Origin of the sequence: Streptomyces sp. BV286, from assembly GCF_019090165.1 — a bacterium.
Lineage (GTDB): Bacteria > Actinomycetota > Actinomycetes > Streptomycetales > Streptomycetaceae > Streptomyces.
In genome coordinates, this window is sequence record NZ_JAHRIB010000141.1 from 1 (window position 1) to 23,301 (window position 23,301).

Below are 23,301 nucleotides of genomic sequence, written 5' to 3' on the forward strand. Positions count from 1 at the left end.
ATGCCGCCCGCGCAGGCGGCCCCCGGCTCCGGCGTCTGCGCGCCCTGCACGTACTTCGTCAGGAACTGCTGGACGCGCGGGTCGGACGCCTTGTCCACGGTCAGCTGTTTGCCCCAGGCCGACAGCATGAGGGCCCCGGCCTGGTCCTTCACCGGGCTCATCAGCGTGTACGGGGTCTTGGCGACCTTGTCGGCGAGGGCCTTCACGTCGGCGTCCGCCGCCTTGTCGTTGTACGTGATCCAGACCGCGCCGTGCTCCAGCGAGTGCACCGCGTTCTCGTTCGGTATCGCCTTCGTGTAGACCGAGCCGTCACACGTCATCCACGCCTGGTGGTGGTCGCCGCCGACCGGCGGGTTCATCGGGTACGACACGGACTTCGTGACGTGGTTCTGTGTCAGCTTCTTCGCGTTCCAGGACTTCTCGCCCTTGACGGGCTTCTTCGCGGCGGCCTGCCGCTGCTCGTCCTTGTCGTTCGCCCGGTCCAGGTAGTACGCGCCGAATCCGACGAGTCCCGTGACGATGACCGTGCTGACCGTGATGGTCAGGATGCGGTTCCTGCGCTCGCGGGCCTTCTCGGTGCGGCGCATCTCCTCGATGCGTGCCTTGCGGGCCGTGGCGGCCGACTTCTTGCTGGTTCTGCTCATGGGGATGCGTTCCTAGTCCCCGCCGCTGCGGATCGTCCGGGCGGCGGTGGGTGAGGGGTCTGACGGACGGCGTCGTACGGACGCCGGCCTAGATCCGCTGCACCTGGAGGACGTGGAGGTCCGGAGCCCCGTGCGCGGGCGTCGGCACGGGGGCGTGCGGGGCCTGGGCCGGGCGGGCCACGGCCGGCATCCGTGCCGCAACCGCGGGCAGCGGATGCGCTCCCACGGGGAGCACCGCGCGCGATTCCCGGGTGGGCAGGCCACAGCACTGGTCGCGCTCGGCGGGGGAGCCCAGCCTTTCGTGGGCGACGGAGACGGTGGTCACCGGTACGGACGGCGCCGCCGCCGGGCCGTGCGACGGCACGTAGCCCAGGCACGTCATCAGCACCGCGAGCAGCACGGCCAGGGCAGGGCACAGCGCCGCGTCCCGCATGACGCGGCGCGCTCGCTGGGGCCTCCGGCTGCTCATCACGGTGATGGTATGCGGTGCCCGCCACGGCGATGCCACGGCCCCGCGCAACGATGGGACGGGCGCCGCCACTTGCGAGTAGGCGCTGTCTACGAATGGTAGTAGACACTGTCTACGTGCGGCTGGTAGACAGTGTCTATGAGTGAAGAGGAAATGGGTCTGCGGGCCCGGCTGGTGGCCGTCGGCGTCGACATGGTGGCGCAGGAGGGCGTGCAGGCCCTGTCCCTGCGGGAGATCGCCCGCAGGGCGGGTGTGTCGCACGGCGCGCCGCGCCGCCACTTCCCGACCCACCTGGAGCTGCTGTCCGCCATCGCGCGCGAGGGCTTCGCCGAACTGGGGACGCTCGTCGCCGAGGAGTTGCGCGACGAGGAGAAGGGGCCGCGCGCCCAACTCGCGGCGCTGGCAGGGCTCTACGTCGACTTCGGCCTGTCCCGCCGCGGAATGTACGAGCTGATGTTCCGCCACGACCTGCTGGAGAGCGACAGCCTGGGACTGCGCGAGACGAGCCTGCCCCTCTTCAACTCCCTCGCGGACCTGGTGAGTCGGGCCCGCCCCGACGTGCGGGCCCCGGAGGTCGCGGGCGCCCTCTGGGCGAACCTGCACGGCATCGTGCAACTGTGGGGATGGGGCAGCCTCCGGCTCGCGACCGGAACGGACGGCGTCGAACCCTTCGTGCGGTCCGCCCTGGACGCCCACCTCGGCCCGGAACCCCGGTGAACCCGGCACGCCGTCAGCACCTCACGCTCGCGGCCGGCGTCACGGGCGCCGGGGTCGTGGCCCTCGACGGAACCGTGCTGACCGTCGCCCAGCCCACACTGCGGCACGACCTCGACGCCTCACTCGCGCAGGTCCAGTGGACCAGCACCGGCTATCTGATCGCGGTCGCCGGCCTGCTGGTCCTCGCCGGCCGCCTCGGGGACCGCTACGGACACCGGCGGGTCTTCACCGTCGGCGTGCTCGGCTTCGCCCTGACCTCGGCGGCCATCGGCCTGGCTCCCGGCATCGGCTGGGTCGTCGCCCTGCGCGTCGTGCAGGGCGCCTTCGGTGCGCTGCTGCAGCCGGCGACCCTGGGAATGCTGCGCGCCGCCTATCCGCCCGACCGGCTCGGCATGCCCGTCGCCCTGCGCACCAGCGCGATCGGAGCGGCCGCCGCGCTCGGTCCCCTCCTCGGCGGCGCGCTGGTCGCCCACTTCGGCTGGCGGTCGGTCTTCTTCCTGAGCGTGGTCCCCGCGCTGGCGGCCTGCGCCCTCGCCCTCGTCGGACGCGCACCGGCGAACACCTCGGACGTACGCCTGGACCTGCCGGGCGCCGCCCTCCTGGCGGTGACGCTGATCAGCCTGGTCCACACCCTCGTCGCGGGGCCGGACTCCGGCGCGACGGCCGCCACCGGTCTGGGAGTCCTGTGCACGGTGGCCGCCTGCGCGGCGTTCGTCCGCCACGAGCGCCGTGCGGCCGAACCACTGGTCCCGCCCGACGTGGTCCGCTCGGCGACGGTCGTCTCGGCGCTCGGGATGCTGCTGGCGGTGTCGGCGGCGATGTTCGGCGCGTTGTTCCTCGGCACGTACTACCTGCAGGACGTGCGGGGCCTGGACCCGTTGCTGAGCAGCCTGCACGCACTGCCGCTCGCCTTCATGATGGTGGTCGGCGCGCCCGTCTCCGCTCTGCTGTTCCGCCGCCACGGTCCGCGCCGGACCGCCGTGGCGGGCATGCTCCTCGTCGCTCTCGCCGCCTTCCTGATGTCCCGCCTCGGCCCGACGTCGGGTTCCGTGGCGATCGGCGGCTGCTTCCTGCTGCTCGGTGCCGGTTTCGTCTCCGTGATGGTCACCGCCACCGCGGTCGTCGTACGGGCGGCGTCCGTGGAGGCGGCGGGTGTGTCGGGCGGCCTCCAGCAGACCGCGATGAACATCGGGCCTCTGCTCGGGGTGGCCCTGGCCACGGCGCTCACGCCGGGGGACGTCCCGGCGACCGGTGTCGCGCTGGTCGTCCTCGCCGCCGTCGCCGTGCTCGGTGCGCTGCTGGGCGCGGGACTGCCCGCCGCGTCGGACGACGGGAGGCGCCCGGCCCCGGTGGGACCGGGCGCCCCGGACACGGCGGGCCATCCGTAGAGCGGACCCGGCGAGGAACGCGACGACCGGCCGCGCCCGATGTCCTCACCGCCACAACGGTCAGGCTTTGACCTGGATCAGGGCATGGGTCCCGCTCGTGCGCCAGGCCTCCGCGCCCGCGTCCAGCTCCTCGACCGTCCGGGGTGCCAGGCCGGTCACCACGTCCGACTTGAGCGTCCGCAGCGCCGCCACCGGGCCGGGGAAGTACGCGGTGGCCTCGGCGAAGGGCGTGGTGGCCGGCCAGTGCCGGTCGCCCACCAGGCGGCGGTAGTTGAGGTCGCCCTTCATGACGGTGAGCGTGGCGGACGCGAAGTCCTCCCGGAGGTCGGCGGGCATCCGGTCGTAGGGGTGCGGCGCACAGGAGAACGGGTGGGCACGCAGGATGAGCCGCCCGTCGCCCACGGCCTTTCGCAGCCGTCCGCCCACCTCCGCGGCACGGCCGGGCGCCTGGGCCAGACGGTCGAGGCAGGCGAGGGTGTCGGCGGTGGTGGCGTCGGAGACGTAGTACGGGTACGGCTTGAGGTGCAGGACGACGGAGGCGGCCCGCCCGGTGGTGAGCAGGTGATCGGCGAGGGCGAGGTCGGGAAGCAGTTCGGGGCCGGCGTTGTCGGCGACGAGACAGACCCTGCCCGCCTCCGCGGCCGAGAGGACCTCCCACAGCGCCTGCGAGTCGTCGACGACGAGTCCCTGTACCCGGTCCGCCAACCCGGCCGCGCCCGCGGACAGTTGGAAGCCGAGGTCGGCACGGTTGCCCCAGAGGGAGGACAACAGGAGCGTCCGGTCCCGCTCTTCTGGCGGGAGCCCGGGGAGCCGGTCGAGCGCGGACAGTTCGTCGTCGACGGCGGAGCCCGCCAGTTCGGCGTTCTTGAAGGGGGCGAAGGGGTCGATGCCCTGCCAGGGGCCCGGGACGAAGTGACCCAGGGTCGCGAGGAGTTTGCGGTAGAAGAAGCTCTCCGCCCAGAGGAACGGCACGTCGGCCCAGCTCTGCCCGTAGTACGGCTCGTCCTGCCAGTGCTCCGCGCCGGGTTCGTCCGCGTCGAGCCGCTCGACGGCCCCCTTGGTGATCTCGTCGAGGAGGGCGTCCAGGGCGCGCCGCTGCCCGGGCGGGTACGGGGTGGCCCGCCGTACCCGCTCGATGAGGGCCGGGTGCCGTTCGTCCAGCACGCCGCGGGCGAAGGAACCCGGGGTGCCGACGACGACGGGGGCACGGTCTGTGTCGGCTGCGGCGTCGGCGGGGACCTGACCGGTGTGGTGGCTGGGACTCGTCATGCCTCCAGTAAACCGCCCGTGCCGCTCGCCGGCCGCGGGCCGTCGTGCGGTGACGTCGACGCCCGGAGTCCATGGCGTGCCGACGCCGCCACGACGGAAGGCACCAGCCGGCACCGGACGGTGCAGGGGTGCCGGCCACCGGCCATCGGCTGACGCGTCCCGGTCAGCCCCAGCTCTGCGAGTACTGGCTGCGGTAGCGCTTGCGGCCCCGCTCCGAACGGATCCGCAGTGCCACCAGCGCGAGCAGGCTGCCGGCGATGACGAACAGTCCGGGCCCGAGGTTCCTGTACTCGCCGAGCCGTTCCAGCGCCGAGACCGTGCTGTCGGTCTGGCCCCCGGGAACCGTTTCCACCGGTCCCATGGCCCCCGGCAGGGCCGCGCCGGGGGCGGTCGACGCGGTGCCAGGAGGCACCGCCGCGCCCGCGTCACCGGTGCTTCCGGACGGGGGCGCCGCCTGACCGGCCGCTCCGGGATCGCTCGCCAGCTTCACCCCCAGCGAGTCCAGTGCCTTGGTCACCGGCTGGAAGAACGTCGTACCGCCCGCCTGGCAGTCCCCGCTGCCGCCGGAGGTGACACCCAGGGCCACTCCGTCGGCGAACATCGGACCGCCGCTGTCGCCCGGTTCGGCGCACACCGTGGTCTCGATGAGCCCGGTGACGGTGCCTTGCGGGTAGTTCACCGTGGCGTTTAATCCGGTCACCTCGCCGGACTGGAGACCGGTCGTGCTGCCGCTGCGGAAGACCTTCTGGCCGACGGCCGGATCGGCCGCCCCTGTGATCCGTACGCCCTGGCCGTTGCCGACGGCCACGATGTCGGCGCCTTCGAGGGTGGTGCCGGGGCTGTACGCCACGAGCGAGAAGTCACCGCCGGGGAACGAGCCGGAGACGGTCGACCCGACGAGGTTGCTGCCCTGCTGGTCCGAGAACCACGTCGTGCCCACGGGGCCGCAGTGGCCTGCCGTGAGGATGAAGTTGCTCTGTCCGTTGGTCACGTTGAAACCCGCCGAACAGCGTCCCGAGCCCGCGAAGAGCGAGTCGGCGCCGTTGAGCCGCGGGGTGAACGTGCCCTCCGTGCGCTCCATGCGCACGGACTTGCCGATGCCCTCGGCGACGGCGGTCATCCGCGCCCACTCGGCCGCGGAGACGGTGCTGTCGGCGCGCACCACCACCTGGTTGGCCGCGTAGTCCATCGACCAGGAGGTGCCGGCCACCTTGGGAGCGTCCTTCAGCGTCTCGGTCGCGGACTTGAGGTCCTGCATGGTGTAGCGGACGACCTTGGCGACGGCGCCCGCCCCCCGCACGTCGGCCGCGGCCTTCTCGTCCGTCACCGCGACCACCGGCCGCCCCTCGGCGTCGATCCAGGCCCCCGCCGTACGTGAGGTGCCCAGTTCGGCGACCAGGTCCCGGCCCGTCTCGGCGGCCCGGGTCTGGGCGCTCGGGGTCTTCGGATCGCCCGACGTCTCGCTCGCCATGGCCTGCGAGACCATCAGCCCTCCGCAGGCCAGCCCGCCGATGGCGGCGAACCGTGCGATTCGCTGAACATTACGTCGTGCATGCCTCATCCACGGCTCCCGTGCGACTGTCCTGACACAGCGTCACCTCTGCGGGCGCTCCCGCGAGGTGAACGCCCTCCTTCAGTACGTGCCGTCGCGCGCTCCGGTTCACCGAGCGGCCCGGGTGTTCGGCCGCACTTCCGAAGGCAACCTTCCTGAGCGGGCCGCGTCCACGGTCGTGCCCGTCTGCATCGGCGCGCATTTGCCGAAACGGCAACGCTCCTCGCGCCTCCGTGCGGGCACACCGATGATCGGCAGGAGCACACCCCATGCCGAGGAGGACGTATGCAGCAGGCCGTCAGTCCGTTCACACCGGCGGGCGCCCAGCATCGAATGGTGGACGTTCCCGGTGGCCGCATCCACCTGGTCGAGCAGGGCGCCGGCCCACTGGTCCTGCTGGTCCACGGCTTTCCCGAGCTCTGGCACTCCTGGCGCCACCAACTCCCCGCCCTCGCCGCGGCGGGCTACCGCGCGGTCGCGATCGACGTGCGCGGATACGGCCGCTCCTCGTGTCCCGAAGCCGTGGAGGCGTACCGGATCGGAGCCCATGTCGAGGACAACGTGGCGGTCGTCCGGGCACTCGGCGAGGAGACCGCCTTGATCGTCGGCCACGACTGGGGCTCGACGATCGCCGCCAACTCCGCCCTGCTCCGGCCCGATGTCTTCTCCGCCGTGGGGCTGCTCGGGGTGCCGTACGCGCCGCGGGGCGCCATGCGGCCGACCGACGCCTTCGCGATGATCGGCGGGGACGAGGAGTTCTACGTCAGCCACTTCCAGGAGCCGGGCCGGGCGGAGGCGGAGATCGAGCAGGACGTACGCGGATGGCTGGCCGGTTTCTACGCCACGCTGGCCGGCGACACGATGCCGGCGTCGGGCGAGGGCTCGGTCTTCTTCGTCCCGAAGGGCGGCAGGCTCTCCGACCGTTTCGTGAAGGACCGCCCTTCCTTTCTGACGGATCAGCAACTCGACCACTGCGCAGCCGAGTTCGAGCGGACCGGACTCACGGGAGCGCTCAACCGCTACCGCAACATGGACCGCGACTGGGAGGACCTCGCCGAGTGGGACGGCGCCCCCGTCACACAGCCGTCCCTCTTCGTCGCCGGTGAACTCGACGCCTCCATCACGTGGTTGGCCGACGCGATCGAGGCGTTCCCCAGCACCCTCCCCGGCCTGGTCTCCTCGCACCTCGTCGAGGGCAGCGGTCACTGGGTCCAGCAGGAGCGCCCCGACGAGGTGAACCGGCTCCTGACCACCTGGCTCAGGTCCCTCGACGACCCGACGCCACCAGCCCCAGCGCGTACGCGATGATGACGAGCCGGACCCCGTTCGCCGCCGTGCCCGGGTGGCCCGAGGGTACGAGCGGTGCCTGACACGGAACTACCCGAGAGCACGAGCGGTGCCTGTCACGGCACTACGGGGCACGTGTGCCGTGCAGGGCGGTGCGGGCGACACCGACGAACTGCACGACCGACTCCCAGAAGGGGGCGTAGCAGTCCTTGAACCGCGGGCCCGCGCCCTCCTCGCCGGCGATCATGGCACTGAGCGCGCGGTAGTTGTCACCGGTGGCGCGGCGCAGCCGGTCCGCGGCCGCGGCGACCTCCGGCGGGCCCTCCAGATCCGCCACCCAGACCCGCTGGCGCAGCACGGCGTACTCGCCCCGAAGGCGTATCCGCAGCTCCCGCAGCGTCTCCAGACGCTCGTCGGCGTCACCGATCTCGTGTGCGTCGGTCACCTTCCAGTACAGGTCGCCCATGCGCTGGGCCTGCTCGATGACGTCGACGTACGCCGCGCGCCGGGCGGCCCGGAGGCGGTCCGCCTGCACGGTCGCGGCGGCCGCGTCCGCCTGGATGCGTGCCGCCCGGGCGGTGCCGTGGCTGGTCACCCAGCTCGCGAGGACCGCGGTCGCGGCCGTCAGCGCGGCCACCCACAGAGTGCTGTCTCCCATGCCGGATCCGTCCCGCCGTCAGACGAGCCGGGCGAGGTCGTCGTCCGGCAGACGGATCGCGCCCGCGGCCACGTTCTCGACGAGGTGGTCCGGATCGCCGGTACCCGGGATCGCCAGGACGTGCGGCCCACGGTGCAGCGTCCAGGCGAGCCGGATCTGCGCGGGCGTCGCCCCGTGCGCGCGGGCGACGGCACGCACCTCGGAGTCGGCCGTGTCCGCCACCCCTCTGGCTCCGCCTTCGCCGGCGATGGCGAAGAACGGGACGAAGGCGATGCCCAGTTCACCGCAGATCCGCAGGACGTCGTCGTCCTCGGTGGTGCGGGTGCCCAGTGCGTACCGGTTCTGCACGCAGACGACGGGTGCGATGGCCCGCGCCTCGGCGAGCTGCTCGGGATCGACGTCGGACAGGCCGAGGTGGCGGACGAGCCCGGCCTCGCGCAGTTCGGCCAGCGCGCCGAAGTGTTCGGCGACCGAATGGCGGCCGTGCGTACGGTAGTTGACGACGTCGAGGTGGTCCCGGCCGAGCTGACGGAGGTTCTCCTCCACCTGGCCGCGCAACTGCTCCGGCCTGGCCGCGGGGAGCCACTCGCCGGACGGGTCGCGTCCCGGGCCCACCTTGGTGACGATGACCAGGTCGTCCGGGTACGGGGCCAGCGCCGAGTTGACCAGCTCGTTGGCGGAGCGCAGGGACGAGAAGTAGAAGGCCGCGGTGTCGATGTGGTTGACGCCCAGTTCCCTCGCACGCCTGAGCACGCCGAGCGACCGGTCGCGGTCGCTCGGCGTGCCCCGGTGGAAGGTGCCGCTTCCGGTCAGCCGCATGGTTCCGAAGCCGAGCCGGTTGACCGTCAGGTCCCCGAGCCGCCAACTCCCCGATGCCGCCGCGTCGATCGTCTCTGAGGTCACCGCAGGAGTCTGGCACGGGCTTCTAGGCGGGGCGCGAGGGACCCCGCGTCTGCGTCAGGTGCGCGAAGACGACGACGTTGCTCTGGTAGCCGGTCTTGCGGTCGTACGTCCCGCCACAGGTGATCAGCCGCAGCTCGGGGCGCTTTCTGGCGCCGTACACCTCCTGACTGGGAAAGTGTGCCTTCTCGTACACGCGGACGGCGTCCACGGCGTAGACGGCGGTACGGCCGTCGGCGCGCCGGGCCTCGACCAGCCGGCCGGGCGTCAGTGTGCTCAGGCCGGCGAAGACGGCGGGCCCGGTGGCGGTGTCCAGATGGCCGACCATCACGGCGGTGCCGGGCTCTCCGGGCGAGGGCCCGCCCTCGTACCAGCCGGCCAGATTGGGTTTGTCGACGGGCGGAGTGGTGAGCTGCCGTCGCCGGTCCAGCTGAAGTCCGACGAGCGGGGCCTTGAGGCCGAGATACGGGATGTGCAGGTCCGTCGGCTTGGACCGGGGAAGCGTCTGCGGCGGCGGGGGCGGCGGGCTGGAACGGCGGGCAGGGGGAGGTGGTGTACGGACGGGGGGCGGTGTGGGGACGGGGCTGCGCCGGGGCTCCGGTGTCGCGGAGGCGGGCGGGCCCGGGGACGCCTTCGCGTCCCCGGGTTCCGCCGCCGGGGCGGCGACCGGGCCCGCGGGCCGGCCGTCGTCCTCTGTCCACCAGATGCCGCCCACCACCAGCGAGAACGCCAGTACAACCGTTCTCGTCAGCCGGTAGGCGCGCGTGCGGTACCAGGGCCTGGGCGCGTGCCTACGCGGCACCGTCGGGCCGGCGACGCAGCATCCGGAAGTAGACGAAGCCGGACACGCCGACCAGGCCCACAGCTCCGGCGGCCGCGACGGCCGACACGGTCGGTGCCTCGGCAAGACCGCCGCCGCCGGCGGGCACGCCGCCGTTGGGCGCCGGCGGCGTGGCGGGCGGCTTGGTCGGCGCGGTGGGCTTGCAGTCGACCTTGAACACCTTGCTCTTGCCCGCCCCGTTGCCGCCCATGATCTTCCACGTGAGCTTGTACTGGCCGTCCGGCAGCGCCAGCGTGTCCGTGTAGCCCGTGCCGATGGGGAGGGTGAGGGTGCCGTTGAGCGTGGCGCTGGCCGAGGCCGCGGGCTGTGGCTCGATGGTCCACGTGACGCCCTGCACGCCGTCGAAGTTGAAGGCGGCCAGGTAGAACTTGCAGACCTTCGGCTCGTTGCGCTGGTCGGTCGGGGACGTCGTCTCCGCGTGAATCTTGACGTCGCCGTTGTCGCCCGGGGCGGCGAAGGCGGCCGGCGCCCCGAGGAGGGCGGTGCCCGCGAGGGCGAACGCGGTGAGGGCTGCGGCGCCGGAGCGGACACCGAGGGAGCGGGGGAGCGATGAGGCGGACATACGAGATCCTCCGAGCGGAATGATTGTCGTACAAATCGGTTGTGCATCCGACTCCCTTTCACATCCGGAAGCGGGAAACACGGCGCATCGCTGATGACACGTCAGAGATCCCCCGGCCGGACCAACGTCCCGGCCTGTGCGCGGGCGGATCCACCACCACGCCTGCGCCCTCGTGGCCCCCGCGAACGCTCCGACGGGCGGGCGGGGTGGCCCGGACCTGGCCGCCGCAGGCGCTGAGCCGGCGGTCCGGTGCCGCGGCTCTGCCGGTCCCGGCCCCGTACCGCGGGTCGCGGGTGGGACGGGCCATGTCCCGTGCCGCGGGTTCGTGCTCCCGGTCCGGCTCCGGTCCCTTGCTTCCGGCGGGGATCGCCGCTCAGGTGGGTCGCAGCCAGACGTAGTCGACCGGCTGCCCGGCGTTCCAGGCTTCGGCCGACTCGGCGTCGACCGGGCCGAAACCCGCTCCCCGGTGACAGCGCAGAGCACCGGCGTTGTCCGGGTGGACCCGCATGAACACTTCCGAGAGGCCGGAGCGGCGGGCCTCCGCCAGCAGGCCCCGCACCACTACGCGCCCCAGACCTCGCCCGCGGGCCCCGGGCGCCACGATGATCCGGGCCAGCTCGACCTCGTCCTCCTCGGCGTCGCACCACAACTCCCCGTACCCGACGAGCTGTTCACCCTCGACGAGCATGCGGGCCGACACGTCCGTCTCGTGCTGCCACGCCGCTACCGTCGACCCGGCCACGGGGAAGTCCCGCAGCCCGCACCACCTCACCACCTCCGCGGCGGAGACCGGCCAGCTCGCCACCGTCGTCGCGTGGCCGGTGTCGAAGGGCAGCAGATCCATGGAGAGTTCGTCCGATCTGGATGGGGCTCGATGTCCTACCCGCCCTCCATTTTGCAGGGGGGATCCCGCACCCCGCCCGAAGTGTGCCCGGGCCCGGACGCCTCCTGCCGACCCCCGTTCCCCGGCCGAACCAGCAGTCCGGACCTGCACGTCGTATTTCTGCGGGACAAAGGAAAGGATCGTTGACGCGGCCGGAGCGCGGTGCCAACGTGCTCGCACCGGTCCTCCCGGGCCGGGTCGACCCCACGAAGAGGCGGCACGCCGCCGGGTTCGGCGGGGCGACCCTCCGGGGACGGCACTCACGGGGGACCCCTCCGCCCGTGAGCGCTCTCCCCGGTCCCGGCTCTGCAAGTAGTGGTGCTTGCCTCGGGAGGAGTGGCTGCACAGTCGTCGGGCGACCTGGCCGTCCCCGAGCGCGCGGATGCTGCCCGCGTGCACCGGATCACGGAGTGGTCCCGCCGGTCACGGCCTCGCCGCCGCACGCGTCGCGGACCGCACCAGCGAGACGGTGAACGGGTGCGTGGGCGCCGTCAGGATGTCCTGTGCGGGTCCCTGCTCGACCACTTCTCCGGCGTCCAGCACGGCGATCCTGGCGGCGAGGCGGGCCGTGTCCAGGTCATGGGTGATGAGGACGAGGCAGAGGTCGGCGCGGTCGCGGAGCAGCCCGGCGAGCAGGTCGAGGATGCCGCGGCGGGTGACCGTGTCGAGCCCGGAGGTGATCTCGTCGCACACCAGGACCCGCGGCCGTGCGAGCAACGCCCTGGCGAGCGCGGCTCGTTGGAGCTCACCGCCGGACAGACGGTCGGGAGTACGGCGCGTCGACCCGCCCGGCAGGCCGAGTCCGTCGAGCGTCCGAGACGCCTCGGCCCGTGCGGTGGCGACCGGCATCCCACCCAGGCGCACCGCTGTCCGGGCCACCTGGTCGAGTACCGGCCGATGCTCGTCGAAGGAGGCGCGGGCGTCCTGGAAGACGTACTGCACGGCGGCGAGCCGAGTCCGATCCCGGTCACGCAGACTGCGCGGCAGTGCCACTCCGTCGAGCAGCACCTCTCCCTCGTACGTGCGATGGAGTCCGGCCATGCAGCGGGCGAGGGTCGTCTTCCCGCTGCCCGAGCGGCCGAGGACGGCAAGGCACTCGCCGGGGCGCACCGAGAGTTCCGGGACCCGCAGCACCTCGCCCCCGGCCCGGTGACGGGCATGGAGACCGCGGACCCGCAGCACCGCCTCCGGGCGAGCGCCCGCCGGAGCGAACTCCGCCAACACCGGCTGGTCCGCCAGGAGTTGTTGCGTCCACGGATGCTGGGGAGCCAGCCATACCTGTTCCGTCGGACCGGATTCCACGACGCAGCCGTCCCGCATGACCAGCACCTCGTCGGCGAGCGCGCGTACCGTCTCGAGGTCGTGACTGAGCAGGACGACTCCGATCCCTCGCGCCGCCACCGCCGCCAGTTCCTCGACGACCCGGCGCTTCGTGAGCACGTCCTGCCCGGTGGTGGGCTCGTCCGCGACGACGACTCGAGCCCCCAGCAGCAGCGCCTGGGCGAGCACGACCCGCTGCTGCTGCCCGCCCGAGAGCTGATGTGGAAAGCGCCGCAACAATGCCGCCCCATCAGGCAGTTGGGCTGCTTCCAGCGCCTTCAGGACGCGCTCGCGGGCGGCAGTCCGCCGTTTGCTGCGAGGCAGTTCGCACACCTGACCGCGTGCGATGTCGTGCAGCAGCGCACCGACCCGCCGTGCGGGATTGAGCACCGCCGCCGGATGCTGCGGGACGTAACCGACCAACGCCTCCTCGACCCGCACACGGCCGGTGACGCGGGCTCCCGGCGGGAAGTCGCCCAGCAGGGCACGCCCCGTGGTCGTCTTGCCGCTGCCGGAGGCCCCGACCAGCGCGGTCACCTTCCCGGGCAGGACCCGCAGGCTCACCCCGTCGACGATGCGTCGGCCCCCGACCTCCACGGTCAGCTCCTCGATCTCCGCGACCGCTGTCGGCCCGCTCATGGACGCGGCTCCTTCGTTCGAGCATCAGTACCAGCAGAGGAAGAGGCAGAAGGAGAGTCAGAGGCAGAAGTGCGGGCCGGGGCGCGGGCGCCAGAGGGTGTTCCGCCCGGGGCGTCGTCCTCAAGGGCGCCTCGGACCTCCGCGCGGTCGGTCCTGAGCGCCGCGTCGAAGAGCAGGTTGCACCCCATCGTCAGCGCGACGATCAGCAGCGCCGGGACGACCACGGCCCAGGGCTGCACGAACATCCCCGTACGGTTGCGGTCCACCATCACCGCCCAGTCGGCCGCGTCCGGCGCCACCCCGATGCCCAGAAAGGCGGCCGTGGCCACCAGGTACAGCACGCCGGTCAGCCGTATCCCCGCGTCGGCGGCGAGCGGCCGCAGGATCGACCGCCCCACATGGCCCACGGCGATCCGCCACCACGACTCGCCCTGCATCCGCAGCGCCTCCACCGCCGGCCGGGAGGCCACGTCGGCCGCGGCGGCCCGCACGATCCGGGCCGCGTCCGGGATGTTCACAAGCGCCACCAGCAGCGCGAGCCCGGCGGCGCCGGGTGAGAACACGGACGCCACCAGAAGGATCATCAGCAGTGACGGCACGGCCAGCAGCACGTCCAGCGGCCGCATCAGCGTCTCCTCCAGCCAGGTCCGGTGGGTCAGCGCGCTGACCAGCCCGAGCGGCAGCGCCACGAGGTACGCCAACGCCGTCGCCGTCAGTGCGACGACCACCACGGGCCGGCCGCCGAGCAGCACCTGACGCCACACGTCACGTCCCACGAAGTCGGTGCCCAGCCAGTGCCCGCCACCGAGCGTGAACGACGCGGCCCGCGGCCCGGGCCCGCCCGCGACCAGCGGCCCTAGCAGAGCGAGGGCGAGCGGCACACACACGAGGAAGGCCCCGAGCGCGAAGCGTCCCGGCGGCAGCCCTCTGCGAAGCCTCTTCCGGAATCCCGGTCGGCGCTCCTGCTCCTGCTCGTGCCCGTTCACGCGGCCGCCTCCGCCCGCGGTGCGAACCGGTGGGCGACGAGATCGGCTCCCAGGTTCAGCACCACGGTGAGCACCCCGAACACCACCGCGAGCCCCTGCACCACGGGCACGTCCCGCTCGGCCACGGCGTTCATCAGCACGGTTCCCAGGCCCGGAATCACGAACAGCGCCTCCACGACGATCACGCCGCACAACAACCAGTCGACGGTACGGGCGAGTTGCTGAGCGGCGGGCGCCACCGCGTTCGGCAGGGCATGCGCGTACCGCACCCGGGCGCCCGGGATCCCGTACCGGCGGGCCTGCGCGACATACGGTGAGGCGAGCGCGTCGATCATCCCGGCACGCACCAGCCGGGACAGCGAGCACACCGGACGGGACAGCAGGACGAGTACCGGCAGGACGAGCGCCGCCGGATGCCCGAGCAGATCGGTTCCGTACCCGACGGCCGTCGGGGGCAGCCAGTCGAGCCGCAGCGCGAACACCGTCACGAGCAGCACCCCGAAGGCGAACTCCGGTACCGCGTACACCCCGAGGGTCACCGCACTGACCAGCCGGTCCACGAACCGCCCCTCGAACCGTGCGGCCAGCACCCCGAGCCCGACCCCGACGGGCACCAGCAGCGCGACGGTGATCGTGGCGAGCAGGAGCGTGGGACCGAAAGCACCGGAGATGTACGAGGTGACGGGCCGCCCGGACGCCAGTGACGTACCGAAGTCCGCGTGCAGCAGCCCGGCCGCCCAGTCGACGAGCCGCTCGTACGCCGGCCGGTCCAGGTCCATCGCCTCGCGGATGGCGGCGATCCGCGCCGGGTCGGGCTGGTCCCCGGCGAGGGCCACCGCCGCGTCGCCCGGCAGCGCCTCGGTGAGTGCGAAGACCAGCAGCACCACGGCCACGGTCTGCGCACCCCCGAGCAGCAGCCGCCGGGCGACCCAGGAACCGAGTCCGCTCACGCCAGCCAGACCTTGTCGAACCGTGCCCAGTCGAGCGTGTTGGCGGGTGCCTTGCGCTCAACGCCCTTGACGGACTTGGCCGTTCCGATGATCCAGTCGGCGAACCCCCACACCAGGAAGCCACCCTCGGCGTACAGCCTGCGCTGCATCCGGCCGAACACGGCGGCGCGTTCCTTCTCGTCCTTCGTGGACTGCGCCTGGTGGTAGAGCGCGTCGAAGTCCTTGTGGTGCCACTTGGTGGCGTTGGTGGTGGAGTCGGTGAGGAGCCGCTGCGAGATGTGCGACTCGATGGGCATGGCTCCGGAGCGGTAGCAGCACAGGGTTCCGGAATCGAGGATGTCGGCCCAGTACGAGTCCTTGCTGCCCATCCTGACGTCGACGGTGACACCGGCCCCGGCCGCCTGGTCGCGGAAGATGCTCGCCGCCTCCGTGAACCCGGCCGCGACCGCCGACGTGTCCAGGGTGACCTTCAGCTTCTCCGCACCCGCCTTCTTCAGCAGGGCGCGGGCACGGTCGAGGTCCTGCTCACGCTGGGGCAGACCGTCGGCGTAGTACTCGTATCCCTTGCCGAAGAGATCGTTGCCGACCACGCCCGCCCCGGACAGGGCGCCGTCGACGAGTTCCTGGCGGTCGGCGATGAGGAAGAACGCCTCCCGGACCCGCTTGTCGTCGAAGGGCGCCCGGTCCGTCTTCATGGCGAAGGCCTGCATGGCGCTGTTGCGCAGCCGTACGATCTCGATCTGCCCCTTGCCCTCGTGGGCGCGGGCGGTCGTCGGGTTCAACTCGTGGGCGTACTCGACCTGTCCGCCGAGCAGGGCGTTCACCCGCGCGGACTCCTCGTTGGCGACGACGAACTCCACCTCGTCGAGGTGCGGGGCGCCGTCCCAGTGGTCGTCGTTGCGGCGGAAGACCGCAGAGCGGCCCGGCGCGAACGACACGAAGCGGAACGGGCCGGAGCCCACCGGCTTCTTGTCGAAGTCGGCCGCCGAGGACCCGTCGGGAACGATGTACGCGCCGAACGCGGCCAGCACGTTGGGGAATTCGGCCGTCGGCCGCTTGAGGACGAACTCCACGGTCCGCTCGTCGACGGCCCGGCTCGCCTTGAGGTCGATGGGTTCGAGGGACGCCTTGGCGCGGAACGCCTTCTCGGGGTCGGCGATACGGCGGTAGCTGAACAGGACGTCCTCGGCGGTGACGGGTCTGCCGTCGTGGAAGTCCGCCTTCCGCAGAGTCACCTTCCAGCGGTCGAGACCCGCGTTCGGCTCCCAGCCGGAGGCCAGGCGCGGCAGCGCGGAGAGGTCGTCCCCGTAGTCGGCCAGCTTGTCGAAGAGTGCCTTGGCGCGGGCGACATCGGCGAAGAGGTTGGCCAGGTGCGGATCGAGGGTCTCGCTCGCGCCGCCGCCGGCGAAGGCCGCGCGCAGCCGCCCGCCGCGCTTGGGTTTCCCGTCGTTTCCGCCGCCGGAGCCGCTCGCGCCGGTGTCGCCGTCGGAGCCGCCGCAGCCGACGAGAGCGAGTGCGCCGATTCCGGAGGCGGCCACGAGCAGGCCTCTGCGACGGAGACCGGGGTAGTCCTGCATGACGAAGTCCTTGCTGTTCGGGATGAGTTGAGGTGTGTTGAGGTGCGCTGAGGTGTATCGGGGGGCGTCGGGGGTGAGGGGCGGGAGGTGACGGGCGGTCAGCAGTCGAGCCGGGCCACCACGTGCAGCCGGTCGGCGTCGGCCGCCGTGCCCGGCAGGTCGCCCTCCTGCCAGGGCGGTTCGGTGCGGGGCCCCGGACCGTCGTGCAGCGCGAGCACGGTGAAGCCGTGCGCGCTCAGGAAGTGGCGCAGTTCCTGCGGGAGGAGCAGCCGCCACGCGGAGCGCTGTTCGACGGGGGCCGAGCCGTCGTCGGCCGTCCAGGTACGGGTACGGCGCAGGAGTTGCGCGGTGCGGTCGACGTACAGGGTGGTCGTCGACCGGTACGAAGTGCCCTGCCAGGCGAAGCCGTTGGTTCTCACCTTGTTCAGCAGGTCGTCGCGGCCGAGGAAGTAGGCGCCGTTGCGCATCTCGGCGACCAGGAGCCCGCCGGGCGGCAGACTCCGGCGGCAGGAGGCCAGGAACCCGTCGAGATCGTCGTTGGTGTGGCAGTAGAGGAGTGAACTGTCCAGGCACACCACCGCGTCGAAGCCGCCGAGGGTGAAGTCCCGCAGATCGGCGCGCACATAGCGCGGACCGGGGTACCGGGTCCGGGCGTACGTCAGCATCGCCTCGGAGAGGTCGGCGCCGACGACCGACCGGCCTGCCGCGTGCAGGTGCGCGGCGTCCCTCCCGGTGCCGCACCCCACATCGAGGACCCTCGGCCCGGCCCCGTGCCGTCGGAGACAGTCCTCGGCCCACCGTCCGGCCAGCCGGTCGGGATCGGGGAACCGTGCCTCGTACAGTTCCGGATTGTCGGTCAGGAGATTGCCGCTGGTCATACGCTCGCCCCCACGAGAGCGGGGCGTTCGGGCAGGGCCCCGAGGCGGCGCAGCCAGGTGATCCCGCCCGCCGACGCCAGCCCGACCGCCAGGCAGCAGGCCCACGGCAGCCAGGCCGTGTCCTGCCGGCCCCCGGCATCCATCGCCCAGCCCACGACCGTGTTGCCCACGGCCGCGGCGACGCCGGACACCATGTAGAAGATCCCGAAGTACGTGCCGGTCAGTTCCGGCCTGCCGAAACCGGGGATCAGCTCCATCACGAAGGGCTGCGCGACCATGACGCCGACGTACAGGAGCAGGACACCCGCGAGGACGGGTGCGGCGTGCCAGGCCTGTGGCGCGGACCCCGACACCAGCATCGGTGGCAGGAAGGCGAGCCCCATCAGGGCGAGTCCGGCACCGATGGCCTGCCGGCCGCGCTCCTTGAGCGCCCGGGTGAGCCGCATCTGCAGCGCGAGATTGGCGAGCGTGCCCACGAGGAAGACGAGTCCGGCCGCGCCCTCCCAGCCGGTGGCCCGGCGGGCGCCGTCGGGCAGCAGCAGGTACAGCTGGTTCTCCAGGGTGAACATGCCGACCATGGCCAGCGAGAAGGCCAGGAACCTCCGGTTGCCGACCACCTCGCGCCAGTCCGCGAGGACACCGCTGCGGCTCGGCGGCACCGCACGCGCGGGCAGCATCAGCGCCTGCGCCACGGTCAGCACCGCGAAGATCGCGGCGGCGGTCAGCGCGGAGGCCCGGAAGTCGACGAGCAGCAGCACACTGCCGAGCAGCGGACCGATCAGCGCACCGGTGGTCGCGAACATGTTGAACAGCGCGAACGCCTCGGCCTTGCGGTCGCCCGCCTCCTGCGAGAGATAGGCCCGCACGGCCGGGTTGAACAGCGCCCCGGCGAGCCCGCTCAGCACGGACGCGGCCAGCAGCACCGCGAGTCCGTCGCCGAGCGCGAACAACGCGAAGCCGACGGTACGCACCGCGCAGCCGGCGATGATGACGCCGCGCGCCCCGAGCCGGTCCGCGGCCGAACCCCCGATGAGGAACAGCCCCTGCTGGCTGAGGTTGCGCACCCCGAGCACGATCCCGACGACGGCCGCCGACATGCCCAGGTCCTCGCCCAGATGCGTGGCCAGATAGGGGATGAGCAGGTAGAAGCCGGTGTTGACGCCGAGCTGGTTGACCAGGAGGAGCCGGATCGCGGGCGAGAAGCCGCGTATCTCATGCAGCGTCTTCACGGCTCACCCGCCTCTCCCGTACGCCGAGCCCGGGCAGGTCACTCGCCCGTACGACTCCGTCGGCGCCCCCGATCCCGGTCCACGGGTCGTCGGCGAGCAACAGGTGCCCGTCGAGGTCGGCCCAGCGGGCGCGGTCGGCGAGGTGCACGGCGGGCGCGAGGCCGAGGGTGCTGGCGGTGAGGCAGCCGAGCATCAGGTCGGTGCCACTGCCGGCGATCGACTCGGCGATCCGCAGCGCCGCGTAGGGGCCGCCGCACTTGGCGAGTTTGACGTTCACGCCGTGCACACGGCCCGCCAGACGCCGTACGTCCTCCTGGTCGACGGCGTCCTCGTCGGCGATCAGTGGCAGTGGTGAGCGCTCGGCGAGCCGCGCCAGGCCCTCCGGGTCACCGGGCGCGACGGGCTGCTCGACGGCCTCGACACCCAACTCGGCGTAACGGGGTATGAGTTGGCGGGCCTGATCGAGGGTCCAGGCCCCGTTGGGGTCGAGGAGGAGCCGGGTACCGGGGGCGGCGGCGCGAACGGCACGTATGCGGTCGAGGTCGTCCTCGGGGTCCGGGGTGCCCGCCTTGGCCTTGATGAGGGCGAATCCGGCGTCCGCGAGTGCGCGGGCCTGCGCGGCGGCGTGCGGGGCCGGGACGATACCGATCGTGCGGGCGGTGGCGGCGCTCGGCGCGCTCCCGGATCCGAGGAGCCGGTGCACGGGAGCGCCGGCCCGCCTGCCGCGCAGGTCGAGCAGCGCGGACTCGACGGCCGCGTTCACGGCCGGCGGCCGTTCACCCGACGGCCGCTCACGCAGTGCGGTCTCGGGGTCGGCGAAGCGGCCCAGCTCCCGGCCGGACTCGTACAGGTGCCGTTCCAGAGTGCCGGTGTCGAGGCCGTAGTAGACGCTGGTGACGGCCTCGCCGTGGCCGTGCAGGCCTTCGTGCTCGACCGACAGCCAGACGGCGTCGCGGGCGGCCGTCGTCGAACGGGATATGCGCAGCGGCTCGGCGAGCGTGAGCCGTACGGTGCGCAGGGTGGCCTTCACGGGCTCCCTTCCAGGGTGTTGAGGGGGTCGGTGACCGTGGCGCAGCGGACCCAGCCGGTGGCCTCGACGGCGTGCGCGTGCGGGATCTCGACGGGGCGGGTGGCGGCGTTGGCCGGGTCGAGGCCGTGCGCGGCCGCGAAGTCGTCGTCGTAGACCGTGCCGAGGTAGCGGTGCGGGCCGTCGGGGAAGACGGTGGCGACCACGGCTCCGGGATGGACGCGGGCCGCCCACGCGGACACCAGCGCGACCGCTCCCGTGCTCCAGCCGCCGCTCACGAAACTGCCGCGGGCCAGGCGCCGGCAGGCGTCCGCGGACTCGGCCGGGCCGACCCAGTGGACCTCGTCGAAGGCCTCGTAGGCCACGTTGCGGGGATGGATGCTGCTGCCCAGACCGCGCATCAGCCGGGGCCTGGCGGGCTGGCCGAAGATGGTGGAGCCGGTGGCGTCCACGCCGATCAGCCGCAGCCCCGGCCAGTGCCTGCGCAGCGGCCCCACGACCCCGGCACTGTGACCGCCTGTGCCGACACTGCACACGAGTACGTCCAAGTGGTCGAGCTGGGTTGCGAGTTCGGCGGCGAGCGAGGCGTAACCGGCGATGTTGTCGGGGTTGTTGTACTGGTCGGGCCAGTAGGCGTCCGGCAGCGCGCCGAGCAGTTCGCGCAGCCGGGCGAGCCGGGCCGCCTGCCAGCCGCCCACGCCGGCGGGCCGGTCGACCAGTTCGAGGCGGGCTCCGTACGCGCGCAGCAACTGCCGCATCGACGGTTCGAGTTCGGTGTCACCGACGAGCACGATGGGGTGGCCCAGCGCCTGCCCGGCGAAGGCGAGTCCGATGCCGAGCGTGCCGGACGTGGACTCCACGACCGGTGCGCCGGGCCGGAGTTCACCGCGGTCGCGGGCGCCGAGCAGCATGGACACGGCGGCCCGTGCCTTCATGCCACCGGCGGCGAGCCCTTCCAGCTTGGCCCAGAAGCCGGGCTGCGGGCACGGCAGATCGGTGGTCACCCTGGCCAGCGGTGTGCGGCCGAGCAGGGCGAGGAGGTCAGGGTTCGCGGGGGAGGCGGTGAGAGGGCGCAGCGCGGCCGTGGTCACAGCGTGGCCTCCGTACTGCCGTACCGGTGGACGACACCCGGGCCGCCGTCCAGCCAGAAGAAGGGGTACGGCTCCGCGCACACCGCGCTCACTCCGGCGCCGAGGAACCGCGGGAGGACGGCGCTGCCGGTCTGCGCGAACATCACCAACTGCTTGCCGTGGCGCAGGGCATGCTCCCGCAGTGGTTCGAAAGAACCGTTGCCGAGCGTCATACCGGAGGCCAGCACGGCGTCGCAGCCGTCGAGTTCGGCGAGCGCGTCGGTGACGACCTGCTCGCCCCATTCCGTCGTGCCGCCCTTGAGGTCGCACGGTATGTACCGGATTCCTCGTGAACGCAGGCTCTCAAGCAGGGAGTTGACGACACCGACGACGAGGACGGTCTGTCCCGGCCGTACGTCCAGCAGCTCGACGACGGCTCGCGCTCGCGCCCGGGACTTCTCCAGGGACGTCCCGGCCGGCAGCGGCAGGGGCAGTGCCCCGTTCTCCGGCGTGTGCGGGCGGACGTGCATCAGATAGGCGTCCAGCGCCGCCACGCGGACCGGCGCGAGCGGGTGCTCCAGCAGGCGTGCGACGTCCGCCCCGGCGCAGTCGTCCACCGCGCCGCCCGGCAGCGCGCCCGGTTCGACCGCGCACGAGCCGACCGCCCGGCCGAGGCGCAGACTGAGCACCTCGTTGCGATAGCCGCCCCGGCGCCCCTCGTGCCGTACGGCCTGACTCGTGGTGAACGCGACGGCGACACACAGGGTGCGGGGGTCCGGACCGAGCTCGGCGGCCAGCACTCGTTCCACAAGATCGTCGTACGAGGTCGAGGTCGAGGTCGAGGTCGAGGTCGAGGCCGCGGCCGAAGTGGAGGCCGAGGCCGAGTCGGTCCTCTCGTGCGGGGCGGCAGGCGACCGCACGCCGCTCGACGCCCTCATCGGACGGACACCCGCGGTCGCAGCCCGGACAGCAGTGCCTCGACCCGGGCCCGCGCGCCGAGCCCTTCCGCGTCACCGGCCATCACGTGTCCGAGGTACTCGTTGTTGCTGCCAGCGGCCTTCACCACCCGGCCCGGCTCGGCCAGCTGGACCTCCAACACGCCCTGTTCGGTGTGCACTTCGGTCGACCCCTCGATCGACTCCAGGGTTCCAGCGACGTCCGGTACGAGAAATCCGACGGCCGCGCTGCGCAGTCCGGTGTCGCGCCGTCGCAGGTCGGGGGCCCGGCCAAGGGCGACGTCCACGCAGGCGGCGGCGAGATCGAGGCCGGTGACGTGACGGACCAGCTCGGTGATGCGGTTTCCGGCCGGGCGCGGGTTGACCTCGACCACCCGGGGTCCGGCTGCGGTCAGCCTGATCTCGGTGTGGGCCACGACGGCGTCCAGCCCGAGCGCCTTGATCGCCAGCACCGCGGTGTCCTGCGCGGCCTCCACGTCGGCCGGCGCGAGCGGGGCGGGAAACATGTGGCCGGTCTCGATGAAGGCGGGTGCTCCGCCGAGGCTCTTGTCGGTCACGCCCACCACATGCGTCGTACCGTCGAACGACACGGTCTCCACGCTGACTTCGGGTCCGTCGAGGAGGGTTTCGAGAAGGAGGACCGGCGCCCGCACCTGACCGCGGGCGTTCAGCGGGAAGTCGGCGATCGCCCGGCAGGCCTCGGTGAGCTCGCGCTCGTCGTCGACGCGCCGCACGTACATGCCCGCGCACAGGTCGACGGGCTTGACCACCAGCGGGAAGCCCAGCTCCCGCGCGGCCTCCTCGGCGGCGGCCCGGTCGGCGCAGACGGCGAAACGGGGGCCGGGGACACCGGCGTCGCCGAGGACACGACGGGTCGTGTCCTTGCGGCAGGCGTTCTCCACGGCCTCGGGCGTCGGCCCGGGAAGCCCCAGCCGGGCGGCGATCCGCGCCACGGTCGGCAGGTAGTAGTCGCAGGACGTGAGCACCCCGTCGAAGCCGAGTGCGCCGTGCAGACGCTCCACTTCCGGGAGCAGGGCGTCGATGTCGTTCGTCTCGGCGGTCAGCACGTTGCGGGCCGCGAGCAGGGGATGGGCCGTGCCCTCCGGAGCGGAGCGCAGGTAGTGGTGCAGGTCCCGGGTGAGGAAGGTGAACTCGTGCCCGCCCTCCCGGATCGCTCGTGGCAGGAGTCTGCTCATCGATCCGACCCAGCTTTCGACCACCAACAGATGAGCCACAACTCCCCTTCCGCGCACTCCGGTTGAGTGTCAGGGCACGCCAAGGGCACCCCGGGGCGGGGTGCGGACGGCGTGACCGACGCACACGCTATCGACAATCATTTTCATTGTCATCTGATTGCCCGGGCTTTGTTGCCGCGACGGCAAAAACCCGCAGCGGTGGCGACGGGGGCGGGGGTCCGCGGTGAGACCGCTCGTCCGCGGCGGCACCGCGCACCGCGGCGCGATCGACGGCCAGGGAAAAGCCGTGGACAGGCGCCGAGC

Annotated in this window: 22 protein-coding genes; 3 read left to right on the forward strand and 19 right to left on the reverse strand. The window is 72.5% G+C overall.

Going from position 1 to position 23,301, the window contains the following annotated elements; all coding sequences use genetic code 11:
- Together KUF83_RS19780 and KUF83_RS19785 are read right to left on the reverse strand one after the other, a co-directional pair.
- Positions 1-644: DUF3105 domain-containing protein (locus tag KUF83_RS19780; protein WP_217456061.1), on the reverse strand; the 644-nt coding region annotated here is incomplete at its 3' end.
- 88 nt (positions 645-732) lie between these two features.
- Complete coding sequence (locus tag KUF83_RS19785) at positions 733-1,113, reverse strand: hypothetical protein (RefSeq protein ID WP_217456062.1); 381 nt, start codon at positions 1,111-1,113, stop codon at positions 733-735.
- A 138-nt stretch (positions 1,114-1,251) separates the two neighbouring features.
- Here KUF83_RS19785 and KUF83_RS19790 point away from each other — a divergent pair, with 138 nt between their 5' ends.
- Together KUF83_RS19790 and KUF83_RS19795 are read left to right on the forward strand one after the other, a co-directional pair.
- Entirely contained in the window at positions 1,252-1,830 is a 579-nt protein-coding gene (locus KUF83_RS19790) for a TetR/AcrR family transcriptional regulator (RefSeq protein ID WP_217456063.1), read from the forward strand.
- Positions 1,827-3,218 carry an MFS transporter gene (locus KUF83_RS19795; protein WP_308403064.1) on the forward strand — a complete coding sequence of 464 codons (1,392 nt, stop codon included), beginning with the start codon at positions 1,827-1,829 and terminating at the stop codon, positions 3,216-3,218. Before KUF83_RS19790 ends, KUF83_RS19795 begins: the two co-directional genes overlap by 4 nt.
- A gap of 60 nt (positions 3,219-3,278) precedes the next feature.
- Here the strand turns inward: KUF83_RS19795 and KUF83_RS19800 are convergent, their stop codons facing one another.
- Positions 3,279-4,487: a damage-control phosphatase ARMT1 family protein gene (locus KUF83_RS19800; RefSeq protein ID WP_217456065.1), complete on the reverse strand. Its 1,209-nt coding sequence runs from the start codon at positions 4,485-4,487 to the stop codon at positions 3,279-3,281.
- Between the two features lie 163 nt (positions 4,488-4,650).
- Positions 4,651-6,048 carry a S1 family peptidase gene (locus tag KUF83_RS19805; protein WP_217456066.1) on the reverse strand — a complete coding sequence of 466 codons (1,398 nt, stop codon included), beginning with the start codon at positions 6,046-6,048 and terminating at the stop codon, positions 4,651-4,653.
- 276 nt (positions 6,049-6,324) lie between these two features.
- On the opposite strand from KUF83_RS19805, the gene KUF83_RS19810 reads away from it, so the two are divergent.
- Positions 6,325-7,347, forward strand: a complete 1,023-nt coding sequence (locus tag KUF83_RS19810) for an alpha/beta fold hydrolase (protein WP_217456067.1) — start codon at positions 6,325-6,327, stop codon at positions 7,345-7,347.
- A gap of 103 nt (positions 7,348-7,450) precedes the next feature.
- Here the strand turns inward: KUF83_RS19810 and KUF83_RS19815 are convergent, their stop codons facing one another.
- The 15 genes from KUF83_RS19815 to KUF83_RS19880 form a co-directional block, all read right to left on the reverse strand.
- On the reverse strand, positions 7,451-7,984 hold the full coding sequence (locus KUF83_RS19815; protein ID WP_217456068.1) for a hypothetical protein: 534 nt from the start codon (positions 7,982-7,984) through the stop codon (positions 7,451-7,453).
- Positions 7,985-8,002: 18 nt separating this feature from the next.
- Entirely contained in the window at positions 8,003-8,887 is an 885-nt protein-coding gene (locus tag KUF83_RS19820) for an oxidoreductase (RefSeq protein ID WP_217456069.1), read from the reverse strand.
- A 22-nt stretch (positions 8,888-8,909) separates the two neighbouring features.
- Complete coding sequence (locus KUF83_RS42025) at positions 8,910-9,686, reverse strand: class F sortase (protein WP_308403065.1); 777 nt, start codon at positions 9,684-9,686, stop codon at positions 8,910-8,912.
- On the reverse strand, positions 9,676-10,287 hold the full coding sequence (locus KUF83_RS42030; protein ID WP_254644098.1) for a hypothetical protein: 612 nt from the start codon (positions 10,285-10,287) through the stop codon (positions 9,676-9,678). Before KUF83_RS42030 ends, KUF83_RS42025 begins: the two co-directional genes overlap by 11 nt.
- 373 nt (positions 10,288-10,660) lie before the next feature.
- Positions 10,661-11,131 carry a GNAT family N-acetyltransferase gene (locus KUF83_RS19830; RefSeq protein WP_217456070.1) on the reverse strand — a complete coding sequence of 157 codons (471 nt, stop codon included), beginning with the start codon at positions 11,129-11,131 and terminating at the stop codon, positions 10,661-10,663.
- Positions 11,132-11,593: 462 nt separating this feature from the next.
- Positions 11,594-13,129, reverse strand: coding sequence for an ABC transporter ATP-binding protein (locus KUF83_RS19835; protein WP_217456071.1), 1,536 nt, complete (start codon positions 13,127-13,129; stop codon positions 11,594-11,596).
- Entirely contained in the window at positions 13,126-14,052 is a 927-nt protein-coding gene (locus tag KUF83_RS19840) for an ABC transporter permease (RefSeq protein ID WP_217456471.1), read from the reverse strand. Before KUF83_RS19840 ends, KUF83_RS19835 begins: the two co-directional genes overlap by 4 nt.
- Before the next feature lie 59 nt (positions 14,053-14,111).
- Complete coding sequence (locus KUF83_RS19845; protein ID WP_217456072.1) at positions 14,112-15,065, reverse strand: ABC transporter permease; 954 nt, start codon at positions 15,063-15,065, stop codon at positions 14,112-14,114.
- Complete coding sequence (locus tag KUF83_RS19850) at positions 15,062-16,642, reverse strand: ABC transporter substrate-binding protein (RefSeq protein ID WP_217456073.1); 1,581 nt, start codon at positions 16,640-16,642, stop codon at positions 15,062-15,064. Before KUF83_RS19850 ends, KUF83_RS19845 begins: the two co-directional genes overlap by 4 nt.
- Positions 16,643-16,740: 98 nt before the next feature.
- Positions 16,741-17,520 carry a class I SAM-dependent methyltransferase gene (locus tag KUF83_RS19855; protein WP_217456074.1) on the reverse strand — a complete coding sequence of 260 codons (780 nt, stop codon included), beginning with the start codon at positions 17,518-17,520 and terminating at the stop codon, positions 16,741-16,743.
- Positions 17,517-18,749 (reverse strand): MFS transporter, encoded by a 1,233-nt coding sequence (locus tag KUF83_RS19860; protein WP_217456075.1) that lies wholly within the window; start codon positions 18,747-18,749, stop codon positions 17,517-17,519. The genes KUF83_RS19855 and KUF83_RS19860 overlap by 4 nt, the downstream gene beginning before the upstream one ends.
- A complete protein-coding gene (locus KUF83_RS19865; protein WP_217456076.1) occupies positions 18,733-19,779 on the reverse strand; it encodes a dipeptide epimerase in 1,047 nt (348 codons plus the stop codon). Before KUF83_RS19865 ends, KUF83_RS19860 begins: the two co-directional genes overlap by 17 nt.
- On the reverse strand, positions 19,776-20,867 hold the full coding sequence (locus KUF83_RS19870) for a PLP-dependent cysteine synthase family protein (RefSeq protein ID WP_217456077.1): 1,092 nt from the start codon (positions 20,865-20,867) through the stop codon (positions 19,776-19,778). The genes KUF83_RS19865 and KUF83_RS19870 overlap by 4 nt, the downstream gene beginning before the upstream one ends.
- Positions 20,864-21,784: a Rossmann-like domain-containing protein gene (locus KUF83_RS19875; protein ID WP_217456078.1), complete on the reverse strand. Its 921-nt coding sequence runs from the start codon at positions 21,782-21,784 to the stop codon at positions 20,864-20,866. Before KUF83_RS19875 ends, KUF83_RS19870 begins: the two co-directional genes overlap by 4 nt.
- Positions 21,781-23,037, reverse strand: coding sequence for an ATP-grasp domain-containing protein (locus KUF83_RS19880; RefSeq protein ID WP_217456079.1), 1,257 nt, complete (start codon positions 23,035-23,037; stop codon positions 21,781-21,783). The genes KUF83_RS19875 and KUF83_RS19880 overlap by 4 nt, the downstream gene beginning before the upstream one ends.
- Positions 23,038-23,301 lie beyond the last annotated feature (264 nt).

Coding starts and splice junctions, on each gene's coding strand:
- KUF83_RS19785 (WP_217456062.1), bottom strand. CDS start 1,113: ATGAGCAGCCGGAGGCCCCAGCGAGCGCGCCGCGTCATGCGGGACGCG.
- KUF83_RS42030 (WP_254644098.1), bottom strand. CDS start 10,287: ATGTCCGCCTCATCGCTCCCCCGCTCCCTCGGTGTCCGCTCCGGCGCC.
- KUF83_RS19815 (WP_217456068.1), bottom strand. CDS start 7,984: ATGGGAGACAGCACTCTGTGGGTGGCCGCGCTGACGGCCGCGACCGCG.
- KUF83_RS19830 (WP_217456070.1), bottom strand. CDS start 11,131: ATGGATCTGCTGCCCTTCGACACCGGCCACGCGACGACGGTGGCGAGC.
- KUF83_RS19790 (WP_217456063.1), top strand. CDS start 1,252: ATGAGTGAAGAGGAAATGGGTCTGCGGGCCCGGCTGGTGGCCGTCGGC.
- KUF83_RS19800 (WP_217456065.1), bottom strand. CDS start 4,487: ATGACGAGTCCCAGCCACCACACCGGTCAGGTCCCCGCCGACGCCGCA.
- KUF83_RS19835 (WP_217456071.1), bottom strand. CDS start 13,129: ATGAGCGGGCCGACAGCGGTCGCGGAGATCGAGGAGCTGACCGTGGAG.
- KUF83_RS19850 (WP_217456073.1), bottom strand. CDS start 16,642: ATGCAGGACTACCCCGGTCTCCGTCGCAGAGGCCTGCTCGTGGCCGCC.
- KUF83_RS19855 (WP_217456074.1), bottom strand. CDS start 17,520: ATGACCAGCGGCAATCTCCTGACCGACAATCCGGAACTGTACGAGGCA.
- KUF83_RS19805 (WP_217456066.1), bottom strand. CDS start 6,048: ATGAGGCATGCACGACGTAATGTTCAGCGAATCGCACGGTTCGCCGCC.
- KUF83_RS19875 (WP_217456078.1), bottom strand. CDS start 21,784: ATGAGGGCGTCGAGCGGCGTGCGGTCGCCTGCCGCCCCGCACGAGAGG.
- KUF83_RS19810 (WP_217456067.1), top strand. CDS start 6,325: ATGCAGCAGGCCGTCAGTCCGTTCACACCGGCGGGCGCCCAGCATCGA.